General features: G+C 56.9%; 19 protein-coding genes, 1 pseudogene and 1 other annotated feature. Of the genes and pseudogenes, 12 read left to right on the top strand and 8 right to left on the bottom strand.

All coding sequences use genetic code 11. The annotated features are described in order from the left end of the window. Positions 1-155: 155 nt before the first annotated feature. The 5 genes and pseudogenes from ACT2BZ_RS03635 to ACT2BZ_RS03615 all read left to right on the top strand — a co-directional run bounded on the left by ACT2BZ_RS03635 (position 156) and on the right by ACT2BZ_RS03615 (position 5,653). A complete protein-coding gene (locus tag ACT2BZ_RS03635) occupies positions 156-965 on the top strand; it encodes an acetoacetate decarboxylase family protein (protein WP_457939358.1) in 810 nt (269 codons plus the stop codon). A gap of 8 nt (positions 966-973) precedes the next feature. Continuing rightward, positions 974-2,314, top strand: a complete 1,341-nt coding sequence (locus tag ACT2BZ_RS03630; RefSeq protein ID WP_457939356.1) for an NAD(P)/FAD-dependent oxidoreductase — start codon at positions 974-976, stop codon at positions 2,312-2,314. A gap of 4 nt (positions 2,315-2,318) precedes the next feature. After that, on the top strand, positions 2,319-3,848 hold the full coding sequence (locus ACT2BZ_RS03625; RefSeq protein WP_457939354.1) for a trimethylamine methyltransferase family protein: 1,530 nt from the start codon (positions 2,319-2,321) through the stop codon (positions 3,846-3,848). Continuing rightward, positions 3,841-4,260 carry a hypothetical protein gene (locus ACT2BZ_RS03620; protein ID WP_457939352.1) on the top strand — a complete coding sequence of 140 codons (420 nt, stop codon included), beginning with the start codon at positions 3,841-3,843 and terminating at the stop codon, positions 4,258-4,260. The genes ACT2BZ_RS03625 and ACT2BZ_RS03620 overlap by 8 nt, the downstream gene beginning before the upstream one ends. A 160-nt stretch (positions 4,261-4,420) precedes the next feature. Next, positions 4,421-5,653: pseudogene (locus ACT2BZ_RS03615) on the top strand (IS3 family transposase). Next, positions 4,706-4,822, top strand: a sequence feature (AL1L pseudoknot). (Overlaps the previous pseudogene by 117 nt.) Before the next feature lie 45 nt (positions 5,654-5,698). On the opposite strand, the gene ACT2BZ_RS03610 reads toward ACT2BZ_RS03615, so the two are convergent. The 3 genes from ACT2BZ_RS03610 to ACT2BZ_RS03600 all read right to left on the bottom strand — a co-directional run bounded on the left by ACT2BZ_RS03610 (position 5,699) and on the right by ACT2BZ_RS03600 (position 9,570). Beyond that, positions 5,699-6,811, bottom strand: a complete 1,113-nt coding sequence (locus ACT2BZ_RS03610) for a sensor histidine kinase (RefSeq protein ID WP_457939350.1) — start codon at positions 6,809-6,811, stop codon at positions 5,699-5,701. Positions 6,812-8,160: 1,349 nt separating this feature from the next. After that, a complete protein-coding gene (locus tag ACT2BZ_RS03605) occupies positions 8,161-8,265 on the bottom strand; it encodes a hypothetical protein (protein ID WP_457941209.1) in 105 nt (34 codons plus the stop codon). A gap of 96 nt (positions 8,266-8,361) precedes the next feature. Then, positions 8,362-9,570 (bottom strand): NAD(P)/FAD-dependent oxidoreductase, encoded by a 1,209-nt coding sequence (locus ACT2BZ_RS03600; protein ID WP_457939348.1) that lies wholly within the window; start codon positions 9,568-9,570, stop codon positions 8,362-8,364. Between the two features lie 132 nt (positions 9,571-9,702). Here ACT2BZ_RS03600 and ACT2BZ_RS03595 point away from each other — a divergent pair, with 132 nt between their 5' ends. Then, positions 9,703-10,596, top strand: a complete 894-nt coding sequence (locus ACT2BZ_RS03595) for a LysR family transcriptional regulator (protein WP_457939346.1) — start codon at positions 9,703-9,705, stop codon at positions 10,594-10,596. Between the two features lie 511 nt (positions 10,597-11,107). Here the strand turns inward: ACT2BZ_RS03595 and ACT2BZ_RS03590 are convergent. Beyond that, positions 11,108-11,440 carry a dATP/dGTP pyrophosphohydrolase domain-containing protein gene (locus tag ACT2BZ_RS03590; RefSeq protein ID WP_457939344.1) on the bottom strand — a complete coding sequence of 111 codons (333 nt, stop codon included), beginning with the start codon at positions 11,438-11,440 and terminating at the stop codon, positions 11,108-11,110. Positions 11,441-11,513: 73 nt separating this feature from the next. Further along, positions 11,514-13,703: a putative bifunctional diguanylate cyclase/phosphodiesterase gene (locus ACT2BZ_RS03585; protein ID WP_457939343.1), complete on the bottom strand. Its 2,190-nt coding sequence runs from the start codon at positions 13,701-13,703 to the stop codon at positions 11,514-11,516. A 270-nt stretch (positions 13,704-13,973) separates the two neighbouring features. Here ACT2BZ_RS03585 and ACT2BZ_RS03580 point away from each other — a divergent pair, with 270 nt between their 5' ends. The 3 genes from ACT2BZ_RS03580 to ACT2BZ_RS03570 all read left to right on the top strand — a co-directional run bounded on the left by ACT2BZ_RS03580 (position 13,974) and on the right by ACT2BZ_RS03570 (position 16,515). Continuing rightward, positions 13,974-14,816: a class I SAM-dependent methyltransferase gene (locus tag ACT2BZ_RS03580; RefSeq protein ID WP_457939341.1), complete on the top strand. Its 843-nt coding sequence runs from the start codon at positions 13,974-13,976 to the stop codon at positions 14,814-14,816. Positions 14,817-14,903: 87 nt separating this feature from the next. Then, positions 14,904-15,608 (top strand): HAD family hydrolase, encoded by a 705-nt coding sequence (locus tag ACT2BZ_RS03575; RefSeq protein WP_457939339.1) that lies wholly within the window; start codon positions 14,904-14,906, stop codon positions 15,606-15,608. A 442-nt stretch (positions 15,609-16,050) separates the two neighbouring features. Continuing rightward, positions 16,051-16,515 carry a MucR family transcriptional regulator gene (locus tag ACT2BZ_RS03570; RefSeq protein ID WP_457939337.1) on the top strand — a complete coding sequence of 155 codons (465 nt, stop codon included), beginning with the start codon at positions 16,051-16,053 and terminating at the stop codon, positions 16,513-16,515. 416 nt (positions 16,516-16,931) lie between these two features. Here ACT2BZ_RS03570 and ACT2BZ_RS03565 read toward each other — a convergent pair whose 3' ends face one another. The 3 genes from ACT2BZ_RS03565 to ACT2BZ_RS03555 form a co-directional block, all read right to left on the bottom strand. Continuing rightward, positions 16,932-17,186 (bottom strand): DUF982 domain-containing protein, encoded by a 255-nt coding sequence (locus ACT2BZ_RS03565; protein ID WP_457939335.1) that lies wholly within the window; start codon positions 17,184-17,186, stop codon positions 16,932-16,934. A gap of 808 nt (positions 17,187-17,994) precedes the next feature. Continuing rightward, positions 17,995-18,846 (bottom strand): SDR family NAD(P)-dependent oxidoreductase, encoded by an 852-nt coding sequence (locus ACT2BZ_RS03560; protein ID WP_457939333.1) that lies wholly within the window; start codon positions 18,844-18,846, stop codon positions 17,995-17,997. An 11-nt stretch (positions 18,847-18,857) separates the two neighbouring features. Next, on the bottom strand, positions 18,858-19,889 hold the full coding sequence (locus tag ACT2BZ_RS03555) for a DMT family transporter (protein WP_457939332.1): 1,032 nt from the start codon (positions 19,887-19,889) through the stop codon (positions 18,858-18,860). Positions 19,890-19,950: 61 nt separating this feature from the next. Here ACT2BZ_RS03555 and ACT2BZ_RS03550 point away from each other — a divergent pair, with 61 nt between their 5' ends. The 3 genes from ACT2BZ_RS03550 (at position 19,951) to ACT2BZ_RS03540 (ending at position 21,493) form a co-directional block, all read left to right on the top strand. Next, positions 19,951-20,067 carry a hypothetical protein gene (locus tag ACT2BZ_RS03550; protein WP_457939330.1) on the top strand — a complete coding sequence of 39 codons (117 nt, stop codon included), beginning with the start codon at positions 19,951-19,953 and terminating at the stop codon, positions 20,065-20,067. Then, on the top strand, positions 20,068-20,280 hold the full coding sequence (locus tag ACT2BZ_RS03545; protein WP_457939329.1) for a MerR family DNA-binding protein: 213 nt from the start codon (positions 20,068-20,070) through the stop codon (positions 20,278-20,280). A gap of 985 nt (positions 20,281-21,265) precedes the next feature. Continuing rightward, the gene (locus ACT2BZ_RS03540; RefSeq protein ID WP_457939327.1) at positions 21,266-21,493 is read left to right on the top strand and encodes a hypothetical protein; all 228 of its coding nucleotides are present in this window, start codon (positions 21,266-21,268) and stop codon (positions 21,491-21,493) included. Positions 21,494-21,566: the final 73 nt, after the last annotated feature.

Here is a 21,566-nt window from a genome sequence, read left to right as displayed (position 1 = left end):
CCAGCTCTTCTGGGAGTGGGTGGCCGTTGTGGCTGCCCGTTTCTACTTCCTGAATATTGAATATTTCTCAAATAAATAGATAAAACATTGCAATTTATTCAACCTTTGTTCCGGCGAAGAATGACTTCTTCCCATCGCTCACAACGGATGAGTACATGACGAATATCAACGATCTCAAGGGCTTCGCCTATCCCTCGCCGCGTGGTGTCTCATCGGTTGTCGGCGACCTACCATGGCACTTCGGCACCGAACATCTGTGCATTGCGTATCGCAGTGACCCCGATGCCATAGCTGCCTATCTTCCGGAACCGCTCAAGCCGAGCAGCACGCCAGACATGGTGATTGTCGATTTCGGCAAGTGGTACTGCCTGTGGGACGACCTCGAAATGCCGGTCAGGAATCCCGAGCGCACTTGGTATGATGAGACGGTCATCTGGATCGGCTGCTCATACAAGGGCAAGGATGCGCGCTTCTGTGTCCAGACCTGGGTGAATCGCGACTTCAGCCTGATCCGTGGCTACGTGATGGGGTTCAACAAGAAATTCGGCGAAACGGTCAAGACGACCTATCACCCTATGAACCCGGGAATGGTGGCACCGGGGCCGGGCACGAAAATGGCAGGCTTCGTAAGTGCACATGGCGAACGCCTGCTGGAAGGAGAACTGGCAATTGAGAAGACAATTGGCCGGGACGAATTACCGGCCATGATGAACTGGGGGCAGGTCAACCTCCGCTACTTCCCATCGATGCTTCCTGGTGGCCCTCCTTCGGTCTGCGAATTGCTCCAACTCGACGCGACAAACTTCCGCTTTGGCAGTGCATTCGCCGGCACAGGCAGGATAAAGCTGTTTGAAAGCAGCCTTGAAGAACATACGGACCTTGCCGTTCGGGAAGTCGTTGGTGCCTGCTATTTCGAAAACGGTGCCACAATCACCGGCGGCACCGTTCTGCATTCCTGGGTATGAGCGCGTCTGTGAACCAGATCTCAAAGCCCCTCGAAGCCGGCAGACGTTTGGTCTCCTACCTGCCGCGTTATGACAACGGCAACGGATGGTACAACATCCTGCCGGTACAGACTGCCGCTCAGGAGCTTGTTGGCGATGTCCGGGCTGACTGGCTTATCATCGGGGCTGGGTACGCCGGCTTGTCGGCAGCGCGTCGACTGGCTGAGCTCCACCCCGAGGCACGTATCGCCATTGTTGAGGCGGATCGCGTGGGCAGGGCCACTGCCGGCAGAAATGCAGGCATGGCGATCGATCACCCCTTCCTGTCGGAAACCAATGGCAGCCTCGAAAGAGCCCATAGAATCCATCGCCTGCACAAGGCGGGCATCGAGATGCTCGATCGACAGGTCAAGACCCACTTGATCGATTGTCAATGGAGCGGGCGCGGCAAGTATCAAGTCGCTGTCGGCGACAAGGCGCGCCTCGCGCTCGATCACACGGCAAGTCTGCTGTCGGAGCTTGGCATTCAGTTCGACCTGGTCGATGGATCCACTCTGCAGAGAGACCTCGGTACGGCAAGCTATCAGGCAGCGATCTACACGTCCGGGACCCATCTGATGAACCCGGCAGCCTTGACGCGCGGCCTTGCAGGCAGCTTGCCGCCCAATGTGGTGCTGTTCGAGAAATCGCCGGTTACGTCTTTGACGACCGGCTCGACGATCAAGGCAGAGACACCGAGGGGAACGGTCCGCGCCAAGCGCGCAATTCTCGCCACTGACGGGTTTACGCCGGCGTTCGGCATCCTTAGTGGCCGCATCATCAACATCATCTCTTTTGCTGTGCTGACAGAGCCCCTAAACGCATTGCAGCAGGAACGCCTTGGCGGGACCCGCGACTGGGGAGTTCATCCGGTCGGCAGGGCAGGAGCAACGATCCGACGTACTCAAGACGAGCGCATCTGGTACCGCACGGCTTTTCGTTATTCGCGGCACATGACCTGCAGCGATGGCCAGTTGCAACACTATCGCGCGAAGGTGACGGCATCCTTCCACCGACGCTTCCCCCAGCTTGGCGATGTCCGTATCGCGCATGCTTATTCCGGTGGCTTGAGCTTCTCCCAGAACAATGAACCGTTCTTTGCCCGGGTCGAGCCCAATCTTTTTGCTGTCGCATGTCAGAACGCCATTGGCATTGCGAAAGGCACAATTCATGGGGCCCTGATGGCCGAATGGGCTTCCGGGGGGACCTCGCCTCTGATCGACGACGTGCTCTCCTATGGAACCCCCTCCAAGCTTCCGCCAGAGCCGTTTCTGGGTTGGGGAGTCGCGGCTAGGCTAGCGTCTCTGCGTATCACCGGGCGCCAGGAATAAGTCAATGAGCAGACGAAACACACAGCGCGCCGAGCGCCTGAAGATCGGCAATCCGCAGCTGCCCTGGAAACAACTGATCAACCCGATCAGCCCCGTGGAGGTACTGAGTGCGGACCAGGTCGAGCACATTCACCAAACTTCGCTGCGGGTGCTAGCCGAGACAGGGATGGAGTTTATGGACCCCGATGCCCGTCGCTTCATGGCGAGGCAAGGATGCGATGTCGATGATGCCACGATGCGCGTGCGGTTCGATCCGGCATTCGTGGAGGAGCACATCGCGAAGGCTCCGTCACAGTTTTCCCTTCGCGCGAGGAACACCAACCGCAACCTTGATCTTGGCGGATCAAACGTCAACTACGTGTCCGTCATCGGGCCGGCTTACTGCAGCGATCTTGACCGGGGTCGGCGTGCTGGGACGTCAGAAGAAGTCCGCGAATACGTCCGCCTGCTGCACTCGCTCAATTCCATTCACCTACTTTACGGGACACCTTTTGAAGCGATGGATCTGGCGCCTGAGGTTCGCCATCTGCAGGGCTATATCAACAGTATCGAGCTGTCGGACAAATGCTGGGGCTCTTGGCTTCTTGGACGATTTCGCGCCGAGGACTCGATCGACATGACTTGCATGACGCTTGGTGTTACGCGCGACGACCTGAAGCGAAATCCTGCCTGCATCGGCAATATCAACACCAATTCACCACTCCGTCTCGATATCCAGATGACGGCTGGTGCGACTGCCTTTGCCGAATGTGGCCAGGCAGTTGTCGTTACGCCATTCACGCTTGCAGGTGCCATGGCGCCCATAACACTCGCTGGCGCATTGGTCGGCCAAAACGCCGAGGCTCTGGGGGTTATCGCTTTCCTCCAGGCGGCTTATCCAGGTACGCCGTGCGTCTATGGGTCCTTTACCTCAAACGTCGACATGCGCACCGGCTCTCCCTGCTTTGGAACCCCCGAGTACGCGAAGGCCACGCTTGCGTCCGGCCAGCTTGCCCGACGCTATAATCTGCCATGGCGTTCGTCGAACGCTTGCGTCTCCAACGTGGTGGACGCGCAGGCCGCCTATGAATCCGAGATGTCGATCTGGTCGACGGTAATGAGCCACTGCAACTTTATCATCCATGGCGGTGGCTGGCTTGAAGGCGGTCTCACGGCATCGTTTGAAAAGCTGATCCTCGATGCGGAGATGCTTCAAATGATGACTGAGGTACTGCGCCCTATAGAAGTCAATGAGACGGAGCTGGCGCAGAACGTGTTCAAGGAAGTCGGCCCCGGGGGACATTTCTTCGGTACCGGGCATACTCTGGAACGCTACGAGAAAGCCTTTTACACACCTCTTGTTTCAGACTGGCGCAACTATGGCGCCTGGGCCGACGATGGCGCGCTTGACGCTACCCAGCGGGCCAATCGTGTCTGGAAGCAACTACTGGAAAGTTACGAACAGCCCGAACTGAACCCGGATATCCTTGGCGAACTCAAGGCTTTTCAAAAGAAACGTGAACAGGAAATCAGGTTGGGTGTCCGCTGTGAGTGACGATGCTGATAATGCGGTGAAATTGTTTCGCAATGATCCGTCGCTGTTTGCGGCCGGCCCGAATGGTATCGCCGCCCATGGCCTCATCAATACCGGGTTCAGTCGCCATCTGGGCGCTGGTGTAGGCGTCTTCGACGGCTGCAGTGTTCCCTGGACGCCAGACTATGACGAGGTGCTGTTCATATTGGATGGGATGCTGAGGCTACGCGTGGGTGATATGACCTATGTAGCCTGCAGTGGCGATACCGTCTGGATCCCGGAGGGTACCGCCATTGTTTACGAGTCCTCGGTTCGGACGACCTTTTTCTATGCCGTGTGTCCGGCCACGAATTCGATTTCGACCAAAGATCCAAAACGCTACCCTGAAGGAGCGCCCCTTGCTGTCGGGGACAAGACGACCGCGCCGTGCTAAATGGATCACCTCGGGAGGCGCGGCTGCAACAGCTTCTATACCCGGCGTCGATCAAGCTGCGGATGCACAGATCACGTTGATTGGTTGCGACTGTAGCTTTGGATACTGAATGAACCGCGCTGGGTTGATCGGAGGCTCCAACTCCTGAGAAGGTGGAGCCATGACAAGCAAGACAACCAACAAGTTCTCTCCCGAGGTCCGGACCCGCGCGGTTCGGCTGGTTTTGGATCACGAACGCGAGCATACGTCGCGGTGGGCGGGGGTTTCATCGATCGCCGCCCTCGGTCGGCTGCACGGCGCAGACGCTGCATGAGTGGGTGAAGAAAGCCGAGCGTGACAGCGGCGTGCGCGCCGGAGTTCCCACGGATGTTGCGACGAAACTGAAGACTCTGGAACGCGAGAACCGCGAGCTTCGACAGGCCAATGAGATCCTCCGCAAGGCTTCCGCGTATTTTGCCCAGGCGGAGCTCGACCGCCCATTCAAACGATGATCGCGTTCATCGACGATCACCGTGAGGCGCATGGGGTCGAGCCGATCTGCAAGGTGCTGCCGATCGCCCCTTCGACCTATCACGACCATATCGCCAAGCGCGTCGATCCCTCCCGGCGGTCGGCTCTGGTGAGACGGGATGCAGCCTTGAAGGACGAGGTCCAGCGTGTGTTCGAGGCGAACTTCCGCGTCTACGGCGTTCGCAAGGTCTGGCGGCAGCTGCAGCGCGAGGGCTTCGATGTCGCCCGCTGCACCGTTGCCCGCCTGATGAGGGCCATGGGCCTTGAGGGCATCATCCGCGGCAAGCCGATCCGCACAACGGTGAGCGACAAGGCCGCACCATGCCCCCTCGACCATGTCAATCGCCAGTTCCATGCTCCGGCGCCGAACATGCTGTGGGTCTCCGACTTCACCTACGTCGCGACCTGGACCGGCTTCGTCTACGTGGCTTTCGTCATCGACACCTACGCTCGAAGGATCGTCGGCTGGCGGGTGAGCCGGAAGGCGCATGCCAGCTTCGTTCTCGATGCTCTGGAACAGGCTCTCCATGATCGGCGGCCCGTTCACCGTGGTGGGCTCGTCCACCAAAGCGACCGAGGCAGCCAATACGTCTCGATCATATACACCGAGCGCCTGGCGGAGGTCGGCGTCGAGCCTTCGGTGGGCAGCGTTGGCGATAGCTACGACAACGCACTCGCCGAAACGATCAACAGTCTCTACAAGGCCGAGGTGATCCATCGACGCGGGCCGTGGCGGAGCTTCGAGGCCGTCGACTTCGCGACGCTGGAATGGGTCGACTGGTTCAACAATCGCCGGCTGCTGGAGCCCATCGGCAACATCCCGCCGGCCGAAGCCGAGGAACGCTATTACGCCATGCTGAATGACCCAGCCATGGCCGCGTGACTCAAACGAAACGGCCTCCGGAAAACTCGGCGCGGTTCATTCCGGTTATTGGTTGGGAACTGAGTGAGCCGGGAACTTCACTACAACGCACGTCCCGCGCCTGCCGGGTATGTTGCCAGCGGTAACGTGGCCACCTAGCTGAAGTGAGAGCGTTCGAACCAGTTTGCTACCGAGGCCTTCATGCTCCTGATAGTGATGTCCCACCGGGCGTCCGGAGCCTTCATCGCAAACACTGATCTCGTGGGCGCAATCCGAGCTTCGATAAGAGACCTCGATTTTACCTTGTCCGTGCTTCGCCGCATTTGTCACGAGCTCATTCACGATCAGTCCGATGGACTGGATTTGCGACCTTGGCACTTTGTCGCTATCGCCGGTCACGCTGATTTGCTTGCCGAGAATATCTTCGAGGTCAGCGCAGAGTCTCTCCAGGAACTCGGTGCAGGAGGCCGTCTCGCCTGGCTCATCGGTGTAGAAATGCCGGTGCACCCGCGCAACCGCAGAAACCCGGCTTGCGGCCATCTTCAACTCCGAGGCCGGATCAGTCAGGTTAGGAATGCGGCTCTGCATCTTAAGCATGCTTGCTACGAATTGCAGGCTATTCATGACCCGATGATCAATTTCCCGGGCTAGGATCTCGGCTCTGGAAATGGCTTGCCGAGCAGCCAAACGCAACTCAAGCTGATCAACGACCAATGAAGCCAAATCTCTTAGGTCGTCGATTTCTTGCGCATTTACTTCTCGGGGTGCTTTGTCAATCACACACAATGTGCCGAGTCCAAAGCCGTCACTTGTCTGCAGCGGAATCCCTGCGTAAAAGCGCAGCCCAAATTCGCCGGCCACCAGCGGATTTGCAAGAGAACGGGGGTCTAATTTGGCGTCTGGCAGGACGTGGGGCTCTAGCGAGAGGATCGCCGAAGCACAGAGCCCAGCCTCACGGTCGATCTGGCTGACCTGTGGCAGACCATGGTGAGATTTGAACCATATGCGATCTTCATCCACGACACTGATGATCGATATTGGAACGTCGAAGCGGCGAGCCGCCAGAGCGGTTATCCGATCGAACGCCCCATCGGGGGGCGTGTCGAGGATGTCGTACCGCCGGATAGCGGCAAGACGCGCCTCTTCGTCAATCGGGATTATGTTTTGGATCTGGTTCATGTCTCGGATGTTAGTCCTATTCGTGCCATGAGTTAGGTCACGGTGCGGTCGGAGTCAAAGTGAAGATCAGCTGCCGTTTGTCATAAGCCTAGCGCCATCGGCCGGGTTCGAGCACTCCCGATTTCTCTCAATTCGTTGACGGCCTTAGCAACTGATCGCGCCGACCTGGGCACCTGCAGTCTGGGGAGAATTGAGTTACGGCCGATTTCCGGCTTTCGTGTGTTGTCTCTCGTCTAGATATCTTGGACTGAATTGACCCAATGGACGATCCACTCGTTTAGGAAGCTCGGCAAGCTTCGTCTTCAATCGGATTGTTCCGGGAAGGGACCCTGGGAACGCCGTCTGCGCGCTGCGCTGCCCGACTTCGCGGACGATCTCGGTAACGTCACGTTTCGCGTTCCCGAGGTGCCTACCAAACCCGCCACAGTGCTCTCAAGCCATTACCGGTCGTTGCCGGGCGGCAGACTTGCAAATAAGCGCAAGGGGGGCTTCCTGTCGCCTCGATCGCTTCGAGTTGTCAGGATCGGGATTTGCCCTGGCAAGTTTGGTTCGGGCATCGCGCGAAGAAACTTGTCTGCTCTCTCGCATCCGCTCATTCGAAGTCTGCATGTCGGATACGTTCAGCCCTGCAAGTGACGCCAGAAAGCACAAAGGGACACCCTTCTTCCAACGCCGCCTGCAGGGCTACTCGGTGCAGACCCTGAACCTGCGCCAAGAACTGATGAGACTACCAGTCCACTGCTCATCCGCAAACCCACGCAGGGTTAAGCTGCGCGAGAGAGCCGCGTAGCCAGTTCAGGATTCGGCGTTGCACCCATTAGGGTGCGGAAGCAGATGACTGCTTTTGACGAGCCGCTACTCGAAGCAGAACGTCAACTTCCCGCTCAATCTTGGATGTTCAATGATCGCCGTTACGTCGAGCGGTCGTGGCGGAACTCAGACAAGGGCAGTCGGAAGCAGCGCGGAGAAGGTTGCCAGCTAACTGTTTTCGACCACGATTGGCGGTCGCGATCTCCTCGGTGTGTCGGCTGGTCGCTGATGGAACACTAGTTTCGGTAGTGCAAGTTGGAAAGGATAGTGGTCCTTGGCGACAAGCAGGGACACTGGTATAGAGCCGGGAGCGACCGTCAGGTGCTTCCGGCTTTCCCATTTGCGTTTCAACAGCTAGCGAGCTGTCGAGAGCATCGCAAGAAGTCGAGCGGCAGGCGGACGACCATATCTGCAAGCGCAAGGTGCTTTCGGCCACCTTCGATCTGCCAGGATAGATTTGTTCCAAAATACGACAATCTGAACACGTGCGATTCTTCAGGCCGGTGATCGATCCGCTCTGAAGCGCTTGAACAAGGTCTTCAGTCGCCTGCTAAGATTCCGACCTCGAACGCGGCAGCTACAAGCGCCCGCCTCGCGAAGGCTGTATGGGCGCTACCTCGGATCGCACCACGGCAGGCGATCATCGCTTCCGTAGATATGTCCCAGCGAAGATCTGGTAGCAACACGCGAACCGTCCGGTGCTCAGGAACGTAGGACCAAAGATTTGCGCTCCAATGCGCTCAGGCTGCCCGCTTCCCACCAAGCAACTCATTCAAGTTCTCTGGTTGGAAGTAGTCCTCGATATCCACTGTACCAGAGATCAAGCCAAGGTATCGTCGCGTCTCGGCAGGGTTATCTCTGATGCTAGCGACTAGGGCGGCAACCTCGGGCGGCGGTGCAGCTAACCGGGCCATTTCGTTAGTTATCGAGTACATTGGAGCGACAGCCTTATCTCGCAAACGGTGATACGAGGATAGTGCGCCTTCTAGCGACCGTCCCGTCTCGAGACCACACAGTATGGCTCCTGCAAGGAGCTCGGAGTGCAGCAGTGCGTCGGTCATGCCCTGAGCAGTGATGGGATCCTTGTGGTATCCCGCATCACCGACTAACGCCCACCCCGGGCCATGGGGTTGGCGAAAGAAGCCGCCCAAATCACTCGTTCCGATGAAGCGCTCGGCTTGCCTTGCTGTGGCCAACCGATCGGCGATCCAATCGACTTTCGCAGCTGCCGACCGATAGGCAGCAGTGAGATCAGAGCGAACCCTGTCAAACTCCTCTATCGGCCAAACGATACCCATGAACGTCAAACCGTCATTTGTAGGCGCGATGACATAGAACTGGCCCTCCCGGACAAAGAGGTGGGTATGCGGAGCATCGAACCCACTCCAGTAGGTGTAGTATGTGCAACCTGTTGATGGATTCGCATTGTAAAGCTTCGACTTAACAGCTGCCGCGAATTTCGAGCGCTTTCCGTCAGCACCAACTACAATCGTTGCGCGGGCTTCAACTTCCCGGCCGTCACGTGTAGTGCCCCTAATGCCAACCACCCGACCGTTTTCATGGATTGGAGCGATGAAGTTCGTCTCATGCCAAGTTTCGGCTCCGGCATCACCTGCCGCTTCTGCCAGCATCGTATCGAATATGTAGCGGCGCGGTGCGTACCCATCGGTCGTACCATCTGCTGCTGGCGCAGGAGTGCCCGACAGCGCGATTGGTCCAAAATCGACACGGACGGTGTGCTGCGGGGGCGTCCTAGTAGCAATCAAGCGATCGAGAAGATTGTGCCGTCGCAGGAACGAAATGCCAGCTGGATGGATGTAGTGGCCGGACATGGTGTCGCTCGGAAATGACTTCCGTTCAACGACCAGTACCTTCATCCCTGCACGGGCTAACAACAAAGCAAGAGCAGAACCGGCGCAGCGCGCGCCGATGATTATGACGTCATGCATCTAATGATCTCCATCAGGCAAAATCGTGCCCGATGGTTTCATGGGTGGAAATCGCAGAGAAGGCTGCGCGCTCGAACCAATTGTTCGAAAAATCGAACAGTGATAGGAAGCGCAATTCCTTGGATATGTGCCATGGACCCGCTGGAAGGCGTAGCAGTTTTCATCGCAGTGTCGCGGCATGGCAGCTTCTCGGCTGCTGCCGAACATCTGAAATGTTCGAAGTCCACAATCAGCCATCAAATGACGAAACTCGAGCGGCGCGTAGGTGCACGTCTAATGCACCGCTCGACGCGTGCTGTGACCCTGACAGACGCCGGTCGCGCATATCTGAGCAAACTCGACGATTTGATGGATCGCGTACAGTCGGCGCAGCGCGCCGCTCAAGCAGAGGCTACACAACCGAAGGGCGTATTGCGTTTGAGTGCACCCGCGCCGTTCGCCTCAGTCCACATTGCTCCGATATTGCCAGAATTCTTTGCCCACCATCCCGATATTCGGATTGATCTTCAAGTGACCCCTGAAGTTGTTGACCTTGTAAGTGGCGGTTTTGACTTGGCAATCCGCTTGTGTCCGAACAATGCGCCCAGCCTTGTCGTAAGGAGGCTTGGCGCGTCGCGTATCATTTTGGTCGCGTCGCCTGACTTCTTCTCTTCCCTTAAGCTGCCCACGCATCCATCCGAACTCGCCAACGTGCCAGTCATCGTGAATGCCTCGTATCCCGATCGGGACGTCTGGAGACTAGAGCGTGAGAACGAAGAATATGACTTCGTGGTCGACCCCGTGACGGTAACCAACTGCCCAGTAGTCCTGCAGCAGCTCGCTTGCAGGGCGGTAGGCGTCGCTCAGATCAGTGAATGCAACATTTTGGACGACCTACGCCAGGGGCGCCTGGTCCGTATTCTACCTGACTGGCAAGTGGTCGAGGTGCCTGTTCTTGCGGTGTATCCAGACAATAAGCACATTGCCGTAAAGGTTCGCACCTTTGTCGATTTTCTCGCGCGAAGACTGACGCTTGGTTTTGAGTAATACCTACGCGCACATGTAGCCGGCTACATGAAATAGCCGCGGCCGTGAGACGCTACCTGGCGGGCACCGAAATAGAAGGATCGCGCAACTCGTGTCTTCTCTTTGCGTGTTCCACGTTGATAAGCAGTTCTGCAACGGCCGGCTTATAGCCTCTCCGTTCGTAAAGATCGCGGGGAACAGCACCCATTCTATGACCGTAGTCGACCTCTATCCGGCCATCTCTTGTCCGATACAGGCCTCTAACGGACCTCGAAGGCTCTCGATGAAACGGCGCACAGTACTGACCAAACGAGGGATCCAACTCAATCCCCGCGCGCCAGCAAGCCTCCTCGATAGTCGGGTAATTCGTGTGGCAAGGTGCGGGCCCGATTGCGCTCCTGAGCGTTCAACGTGAAACCTCTGATTGGTGCCGTTCCGACAAACGACACACCCGCCCTTTCCCGGAACCGCCTACTAATTTCCCTTCTCAGCTGAATATGACCGGCGTTGGGAAGCCGGTAATGTGGCGGCATTACGATTGGTCGGGCGCTTGATCTCCTATCGATCGGTTGTGCTCAACTGGGGTGCTCTCGTCCGTTGCCGCAACCCAGCGGCGGGCAAGATTCTTGTCTTGCTTCGCCTGCATGTCTCTGAGGGCGTTTTCGACAGTCCCTCCGTGTCGGAGATAGCCGTCGAGCGCTAGGAGCATGACGTCGACCCATTCCGACAAGTCGTCGGGAGACTGGCGAATCTCCTCGAGCTCCTTCTGGATATGCCGTATTAGGCCAGTGGTTTGTCGTCCGCTCCCGAACGTCGCGTAGGACCAGTTCCGATGCTTTTCGACGAAGATTTCAAACGGGCTCACGCAACGCTCCTTTCGCGGACTGTAACACGGTCTTGCAAGGGAAGTGGAACAGATGCGTGTTCAGAGGGCTAGATCAACCGCGTTGGGACATTCTCTTGCGATTATCAAACCAAGTATTGCACGGCTGGTTGGTAAACCAAGGCACGCGGCTGGCGAGCATTGGTTTGGCGAAGAGGTAGCCTTGTCCGAATCCACAACCGATTGAAGCAAGCCTGCCCAACTGGTCGCGAGTTTCAATACCTTCCGCGACGACAGTCAATTTCAGTGCATTCGCGAGGCCGATCACGCCCTCAACGATAGCGAAATCGTTTTCGTCACTCACCACGTTGGAGATAAAGCTCTTATCGATTTTTATCTCGTCTACCGTAAAGCGCTTCAGATGTACGAGGGATGAGAATCCTGTCCCAAAGTCGTCTAACGAGACTTTCACCCCCGAATTGCGTAGGGCTTCTAGCGTCTGTGCAACCCGCTTCTGCGGACTTTCGAGGAGCACCGTTTCGGTAACCTCTACTTCGAATTCGTCGGTTCCAATCCCTCCGTTCGCTAGGTGATCAAGTAAGGTGTCTGCGAGACCGCCGTCCGCGAAATCATAAGACGAAAGATTAAGCGAGATGCGACCCGGCCTTAAACCGAGCGCGTGCCATCTCTGCATATCGTTCACAATGCACGCGACCATTGCGCGATCGATCTCTGTAGCTAGCTCGCTGTCTTCAAATGCCACACCAAACGAAGTCGGCGTGAGGAGTCCTTTGGTTGGGTGTCTCCAGCGAGCGAGTGCCTCAAAGCCGATCACCGCCCCCGTCACCAGATCCACCTTGGGCTGGTAGAACGCCACGAACTCACGCTGCAGCAATGCTCGCTGGACATCTGACAGCACAGCCGAACGCTGTTGAGTTTGCACCAGCAACTCGGGGGTGAAGACTTTCAGCCGAGCACGCCCGCTACGCTTGGCGGCATAGAGTGCGAGGTCTGCCGCTTTCAGAATATCCGAAGAAAACGACGCGTGTTCCGGGAACGTAGCCAGGCCCAAGCTGGCCGCTACCCTTCGGGCCTTTTCTAGATAAACGAATCCCTCGCGCAGCCGCTCCTGAATGGATAAGGCCCAGGTTTCTTGGAATGCTTGTGCTGGCAAATCCTCGACCAGGATCGCAAATTCGTCGCCGCCAAGCCTTCCAACGACTCCGTTCGAGCCAGCTACATCCCGCAAAACATTGGCCGCAAATCGGAGGAGGCAATCGCCGGCGTCGTGCCCGAGGGTATCATTGATTTCTTTGAAATGATCGATATCGATGATCGCAAGGGTAACGTGCCCTTTTCTTTCGGTGGCTGCTGCGATCGCACGATCCAATGCGGATTGAAGTGCAGCGCGATTGAGCAATCCAGTCATGGCGTCGTGTGTAGCTTGGTAAAAAAGTTTTTCTTCCGCTGCTTTGCGTTCTGTTATGTCAGATATAACTCCGACGATTCTCCCAGATTGACCATCGGATACAGAGGTTAAGGACGTTCGCAACCACAAGTATATCCCATCTCCACCACGAAACCGGAACTCAACAGAGGTGGTCGACTCTCGTGACGCGCTAGACAGCAGCTCGGCAAGTTTTGCGCGGTCGTCAGTATGTACTCGCTCTAGGAACGTCGGGGTATCACCACCAGTGAATCCCAATAGATCAAATCCATTATCCCACAGCTTTGTCGTTTCTGAATCGGGATCGTGCTCCCACGCCACCATTCTGGCCGCCGATAACCCCAGACTCCACCTTTTCTCGCTACATTGGCGCTCAAGTTCGGCTCGCTTTCGTTCGGTCACGTCCTCTATGGTTCCGACTACACGTGCAGGTTTTCCTGAAGCGTCCGGGACAAGGCGGCTCCACTCCTGCCACCAACGTTCTTCCCCCGTATCTTTCCGGTGAATCCGATAGTTGATGCTATAAGGCTGGCAATCTGCAAAGCTGATTGCAGTTTCGAGTGCAGTAGCCACATGGTCCCGATCATCCGGGTGAACTAGGGAGTAAAACAGTTCATCATCGACCGGCGCATCCGGCGTGAGGCCGGCGAGCGCCCGTAGCTTCATCGACCATTCAGTTCTGGCCGAGGGGAGTTCCATGTCCCAGATGCCAATGCCTGTCGCTTCCACCGCGAGCCTGAGTAGCTCTTCACGCTCTCTTAGCTCCTGCTGAGAGGAATGCTGATCGAGGGGGGCCAGTTCGGCTCCATGGCTATTGCCATAGCCTAAGAGATCTCTCGCAGCGCTTCTAACGGACATTCAGCGTTTCGCCATCTGGAGGCAGCATTTTCCATCAAGTTTTGGACCGTCTTTTGAGGTAGCGGCCCTGAGCCATGATACTAGGTGGATCATAACTTTTTCTGAACGCGCGTTGGTCGTCTGGCTCGGACATAGTCTCCCCACAGACAGCAATCAGCAGCCCGTCGAATATCGGTGATTTGCCTGACGGACAGAGTGTTGGGCATGTTGGCATTTCAGAAATCTTAGGTTAAATATTCGTTAATGGTACTGGTCACTTGCGGGGAGGGCATGAGCATCATCGCGACAAATGAAGGACTGGATTGGCTCACTGCAAACCGGGCCAACTGGGACGAGCGCGTCGAGTATCACCTCGAGGCACCCAGCTACTCTCTTCAAGAGCTTCGGGAGGGGAGTGGCAAGCTACATCCGATTGAGGCGAGAGAGCTTGGGAACGTTCAAGGCAAACGGATCCTCCATTTGCAGTGCCACTTCGGAAGGGACACCCTCGCCTTGGCGCAGCAGGGAGCTGAGGTTGTAGGTTTGGATTTTTCGCCTGCGGCAGTGCAAGCGGCACGGAAGTTAGCTCTGGACCTAAACCTGTCGACCCGGGCTCATTTCGTTGAGGCCAATGTGTACGAAGCACCTTCTGCCTTGGAGGGGCGGGCTCTTTTTGACATCGTATTTGTAACTTGGGGAAGCCTATGCTGGTTACCAGATGTCCAAAAATGGGCCGATGTCGTCACGCATTTCCTTAAGCCAGGAGGCTACCTTTACCTTGCTGACGCCCATCCCGCTGCGATGGTCTTAGAAGATGTAGAGCCAAACGGCAGACGCCTACCTGCGCTTCATCTTCCTTATTTCGCGACAGGCCCCCATGTGGAGTTTGATCCCACAGACTACGCCAACCCGGACGCCCGACTGCAGAATGCAGTTACGCACGAGTGGATGCACTCGCTTTCCAGCATACTAACTAGCATTACCCAGGCAGGCCTCCGTCTAGAGTGGTTCCACGAACACCCAGAGATTCCATGGCGAATGTTTGCGGGCTTGGTACCTCTTCCCGGCGGCTTGTACGGGTGGCCGAACAAACAATGGGTGCCACTATCATTCTCGCTCAAAGCTTCCGCATAGTCATGACGTCCAGAAAGCAGAATAGCCCCTCGATTGCTCGCCCCAGAAGCAAGCTTCTAATATGGCCGTAGCCTGACTGCTACGCGGGTGGCCTTCGTCGGAATTGATGCTGATGATACTCTTTGGCACAATGAGCATCTTTTTCGCTTAACACAGCGGCGTTTTGTAGAATTATTGGCCGAATTCGCCGATTCAGATGTACTTGAGCGGCGCCTATCTGAGATTGAGCGGGCCAACATTTCCGTCTATGGGTATGGCGCAAAGGGTTTCACACTTTCGCTGATCGAGACTGCGCTTGATATTAGCCATTCTCAAGTCTCGACCGACGTCGTTCGGGAACTTCTTGAAGCCGGGCGTGAATTGCTCCTCCAACCAGTAGAGCCGCTGCCTGGAGTGTTGGAAGCGCTGCGTATTCTCTCAGCAGGGAACATCCTGGTTTTGATTACAAAAGGGGATCTGATCCATCAGGAGGCCAAGCTAGCTGGATCTGGCTTGGGTCAGTTCTTCTCCGGTGTAGAGATTGTCAGCGAGAAGTCTCCGGATACATATCGGCAAATATTCAGGCGGTACGGCGCTCGTCCAGAGTATTCTGTAATGGCAGGAAATTCGATCCGCTCCGATATCCTACCAGCGCTTGCGGCAGGCAGCTTTGCTGCTCTCGTTCCCTATCCTCTCGTTTGGAACCACGAAACCGCTGATGCTCCGCTCCGTCATCCTCGGTTCAAGGAACTAGGAGCGCTAGGCGAGTTACCGTGTTGGATGGAGGTAATAGGCCTTTGGCCGGGGATGTGAAAAGTACAGACGCATCTGAGCTTTCATGCCGCACCTGATTGAAACGACACCAGCAACATAATCTGAGTGAGTTGATCACAGTAGTCTCTTTCACTCTACGTCGTTACTATCATCACGATAATTTCAAACGTACCTCGACCGTGTGTACAACCTGCGCGGCTAGATACTTGAACGGCTATCGGGTGACAGATCAATAACGGAAGCGTGGCTTTGGTGCCGTGCCGACGAACGACACGCCCACTTTCTCCTGTCTCCGCCACGTGGTCTGGCATGCATGTGAAACCGTTAGTTCCTTTCCTGGCGACCCGAGGACGACGAACAATTGCTGGACGCTTTGCCATACGAATGCGCTAATCCTGCAGGGAGGGGCCCGCTTAGTATCTTGATTATCGCTCACGATTGCTTATGTCGCATCGCGGGGGCAAGAACAGGATATTAGAAGATGGAATTCGAGAAACGGGACGATGCACTATTGTCGCTCACTGCAGAGGTGGTGATGGCATACGTATCAAACAATCCACTTCCAAGTGCGGAACTCACCGACTTGATTGCTTCGGTGCACACTTCGCTGGTGGCACTTGCAAGAAACGAAGCAACCGCATCGAGTGCAGAGCCTCAGAAGCCGGCGGTGCCGATCAAGAAATCGGTCACACCGGATTTCGTCATTTCGTTGGAAGACGGTAAGAAGTTCAAGTCGCTCAAGCGGCACCTTCAGACCAAGTACGGGATGACGCCGGCCGAGTATCGGGAAAAGTGGAATCTGCCATCCGACTACCCGATGGTGGCACCCAACTACTCTGAGGAAAGGTCGCAGTTGGCCAAGAACTTGGGTTTGGGACGAAAGCCTCAGCCCAAGGCGAAAACGACCCAGCCGAAAGCGAGGCCCGCCCGGAAGAAGGCGGCCTAACGGGAACTCCGCATCCCGCGGGGCCCTTTCTGAACCCAGCGCGGATGCTGTCGACCCGAAAGGTCAACCGATACTGTGGCGGCTGCCATCTCACCGCTGTGTTGGCTAGTTGCTTATGGAGCTCGTTTAGCGTTTGCGAGTTGAAGAAGTTAGTAGTCCTTGGCGCGACAAGCAGGGACACTGGTTGAGAGCCGGGAGCGACCGTGAGGTGCTTCCGGCTTTCCCATTTGCACAGCGATAGCGATCATGCAGTCGAGACCTTCGCACGAAGTCGAGCGCGCACAAGGATGGCCATCGCCCCAAGCGCGAGGCGCAAGCGGCGATTTTGGACGTGCGGGGGGCGAAAGTCGCAGTGGAACACTTGTGATAATCTGAAGGCCGTACTGACTCGCGTCGAAGCACTTGAAGCAAGATCGTTAGTCGCCAGCCAAGATTCCGACCTCGAGCGCGGCTGCTACGAAAGCCCGCCTTGCGAAGGGAGTATGGGCGTCGCCTCGGATTGCTCCCAAGCAGGCAATCATTGCTTGCTTGCGCTTTGCAGTTTCGCGGGGGAACTCCTTCAGGAGTATCTTGGCCGCCGCGCTGACATCAATGACAATGCGGTCGCTTCCACCCGCCCGTATGATGACCGGCCGTGCGAAGCGTTTTGCGCCGTCTGATTTCATTCTCATGATGCTTCCCCAAGCACCATGAGTTGATCATGGAAACAGTGCCTCAGCAAGCGGGGGCTGACCATGATGGTGGACAATTCGAAGACCGCGTATCGTTCCTTGAACTGATCATGAGGCCGCCGTCGTTGACGGTGGATACTGGTCGGAAGGCGATCGCGAAGGCTTCCTGCGCGCAATCGTCGTTGAGGAAGGGACAGAGAATGTGAACCACACGTTGTTCCTCCAATGGGTGACAATAGGTTTCGATGCCCGCAATCAGGAGATTGCCGCCACAGTTTCGGTCGACGAACTTAACGCAGTGGGAGCCGAGGGTCGCGTGATCGTTCTACACCCCGATGAGGACTCGGAAATCGGAACATTCCGTGCAGTTGTTAGCGTCACCGGGACTAGATCGCAGACTGAGACGCGACATATTCTGACTAGTGATGGGCGTATCGGTGCATACAGCATCAATTCAGGCGAATGAAATCGCTTCGGGCGCCGCGTCGTCTCGACGAAGGCGATGCCTTCCTAGGCAATCGCTGTTGGTGGACCGCAGTGCCCGCTTTTTGTCGACAACATTCCCGATCGCACGTCTGTAGTCGACGCAATGAATTGCTCCAAGCATCGAAGGCTTGAGTACGGTTGCGCGGAACGACGGCAAGAATGAATGCGGCTGCCATGGGCAGGGGCAGAACGACTGCATTGTGAAGAGCGAGAACTCGAAGCAGACTGTCTGCTGCCGGCCCCCTTTCAGCCAAAGTTTGCCTGTCGGCTTCGCGGACGAAGTGGACCTTCGCGGCGCCGGATCGAATGGGCGTTTCAGTCATCAGATGCCGATAGGCACGCCACCTGCAACAGGCAGGTTGATTCCGGTAACGTACCTTGCTTCAGGACCCGCTAGGTAGGCGACCGCATCGGCGACGTCGCTCGGAAGGCCCGCCTCGCGCAGCGCGACGTTGGCGTAGCGACGCGCCTTCATGTCGTCCAAAGCCAATCCGCTTTCTGCGGCGAGCCGCTCGTTGGCGGATTGATGCATGTCCGTCGCGATGAAACCCGGACAGACCGTATTGCAGAGAATACCGGCAGAGCCAAACTCCGCCGCTATTGTCTTGGACAGGCCAACTAGGGCGTGCTTCATTGCGGTATAGGCCCCGAAGCCTGGCTCCGCACCAAGGCTTCCTGTCGATCCGATGTTGACAATGCGCCCGCCTCCGTTCCGCTTCATTTGAGGGATGACGGCCTGCGCCATCATCATTGGCCCCAAGACGTTAACGCGGAAACTAGTCTCCCATTGTTCAGGTGTCGTCGCCAGAAAATTATCAGCTCCGACCAGCGAACCGGCATTGTTCACGAGGATGTCGAGCCGTCCGAAGGCTTTGATTGTCTGCGTAACTGCAGTCTCGATATCGGCTTGGCGCGTCACATCCAGTTTCACCGCGATGGCTTGAGCGCCAAGAGTTCCAATCTCGGAGACAAGCTCCTCCAGCAATTCCGACGTCGCGCGGGTGCCGCCCTCTACCGGGATCGTGCCGTCAATATCCGTGACGACGACATGTGCGCCGTTCCTAGCGAGCTTCAGGGCGATCGCGCGACCGATGCCATTCGGCGCAGAGGTCCCAGTAACAAGTGCAACCTTTCCTGAAAGCATATCTACTCCTTCCTCCTTGAACGCGGCCAATCGGTCGTGCTTTATCCTTGCTTGCCTTCCGCCAGCGCGGCCACCTTATCGCCTGGCTCCGGTTTCCGCCCGTATCGCTGATAGAGGGTGACGGACGCGACGATGACAACAGACGCACCAACGGAGAGCCATGTCAGTTGATCGCCGAACCAGACCGCCCCAAGAAAGCCGGCAAAGATTATCGAGACGTAGTTCGCGAAGGAGACGTAGGTCGCGCCATAGTCACGCGCGATCCGCAGATAGACGAGCAGGGCCAGCCCTTCACCGAAAACGATTAATCCCATTGCGGGCAAGTCAAGCCCAGCAAGCCGCCAGTCCACAATCACCCCCGCGCCTAAACTACCGAGGAGGGCAGCAACTGCCACGATCAGAGCTTGGGCATGGGCGACGTGAAAGGGTCCTGCACTAGACGGCCAGCGTGTGGCGATGAAAACTGTGTTGAGAGCATAGAGAAGCGGCACTCCGAATGCGGCAGCAACCCAACATGCGCTCGATTGCCCTGAAGGATCAGCGCGCGCCGTATCCCATAGGATCGCAAATGCGCCTGCGAATCCCAAGGATACCGCCAATATGGGCCCAGTTCGCATCCGCTCGCTGCTAACTAGGACCGACAGGGCCAGCGTGACGAGGGGCATGGTTGCGATGATGACCACGAACAAGAAGACCGGCAGGTTCGGCGCGACCGCGCTCTCGAGCACGAAGGGCGCGAGAAAGCCGAGCGTTCCGCTGAGCACGTAGAAGACGATGACTTCGCGATTGACCGGTGGCCAATCCCGCGTCCACATCGCGCGCATTGTAAAGAATGCCGCGATGCCGAATGCCGCGACGGCGACGACCACGTGAACCGGGATACCAGCCAAGCCGGCCGCCTTGATGGCCGAGAGTCGCACGCTCCACAGCAATCCGAGTAGAATGAGAAGTCCCGTTTTCACCGCCATATCTTTTCCCACTCTCATCAAGGCGACATTGGTGCCCTGGTTAGTCGCTTCGGTAAATTGACAGATCTTGATACGACCTAAACCATAGTTGAGGTCAAGAAACACTTGAAAGACGCGCATTTCCGGAGACATATTTCACGATTGGCAGATCAATCAGCGCAGCGGCGTGCCTATTTCGACCCTACATTTCTATGAGCGCAAGGGATCAATCGCCGCCGAGCGCAACAGCGTTAATCATCGAACCCCCCGGCGCGAGCTGTTGCACCGGGATGACGGGCATTAGGTGGCGCAGCGGGCCGGCATCACGCTTGCCGAGATCGCCGACGCGCTGTCACAGCTCCCGATGGACCGGGTTCCCGACACGGCTGATTGGGCAGCGTTCGCGAAAGTCTGGCACGATGGCCTCACGACGCGTATCGGGATCCGCGATTCCAGCCGCAGTGGGTACAGAATTCAGGGCGGTCATCGTCGCCTGCAACGCCTGCGAAAAGCCTAGGTCTGCGTCAAGTTCCATTTGCCTCAACCGGTCGCGATACTTGAGGCAGTGTGAGCGCAATTTCCGGCGCGCCATAATCGAACTCCTCAATCCACGTGAACTAGCTTGCGGCGTCATTTCATTGAATTCGAGGTGGTGCCATCTAGTTCCCTGGTTCCCTCTGCGTCATTGGCTGGAGTGAACAGAGGCCATCCGTAAAAGCGAAGGTACACATGCGGGAACCAAGCGAAGCGACCGACATCGAGTGCGAGCTTGAGCCCGGATTTGACGCTCTGGCGACCGCAGCTGAGCAATGTGGCCGGTCGGAGCACGACATGGCAAAGGCGCTCCTGAATCTTGCCCTAGCCGGGTCCTGGCGCTCTACGTCGACCTCGACCCTGAATAAGCTATCACTCGCGCCGACCGATCGGTGCATGGGTTTGAGCAATAGATTTCTCCTTGCCGGGTGCCCGTCGCACGCCTTTAATTGATTATTCACGGCGCGAGAGCAGATTTTGGATTGGCGGCCCTCTTTCTCACCGCTGCAGGCCCGTCGCTTAGAGAATCCCCAAATCCAAGAGCGACGGGCCACCTGCACATCCAGCGAAATCGACCTATGTTGCCGGCATGGTCTGGACCCTTGCCGAGCTGATCTCCGATGACATGACGATCACTACCTTAGACTGCATCACAAAGAGAAGGTCGATCTTCAGAAGCTGGTTGTATGGTTCGGCCCGCGTGCGCCTGCGATGGCCGGGGATCTGGTCACCAGACTGGGATGCTCGAAGTGCGGCGGGAAGAATAAGCCTGCTGTATTGGCCGAGAACCAGGGCGCCCGCATCCTAGGACATCAGGTCAGGCCGATCGCAACTTTGCCGGTTGCGACACGTCAACGTTACTGGCAACGGTCCTGAGAAATTGTAGGGTGCCCCGTCGTTCGATCTTTCAAGGCATTCGAGCGCTTGGAAGAGTACATCACGCTTTCGCCTTACATGGGGGAAGGGCGATGCGTTCTGCAGGCACTGCAAATCCAGTCGAATTGGCAATGTTGCGTCGGGTACTCGACGACTATTGCCTTGAATATCGAATTGAAGGTGACGACGATGCGAAAGCAACTCTGTCCGCTCGCATCTTTATCCTGTTCAGCAGCGGCGTCACGGGCTTCGACGAGTTGAGGCAGGCGCTTCGTGATGAACAGTCACGTGACCGACAGAGCTCGGGTTCGCGCGTTTAAGCGAGCACGTAGAGCGCTACGGCGCCCGCTGGGCCTAAGATTAGCACCGGCCAAAGAAGAAGCGTTCGACGTC

Source organism: Mesorhizobium sp. 10J20-29 (genome assembly GCF_054130485.1).
This window is presented reverse-complemented; position numbering and strand designations above follow the sequence as displayed.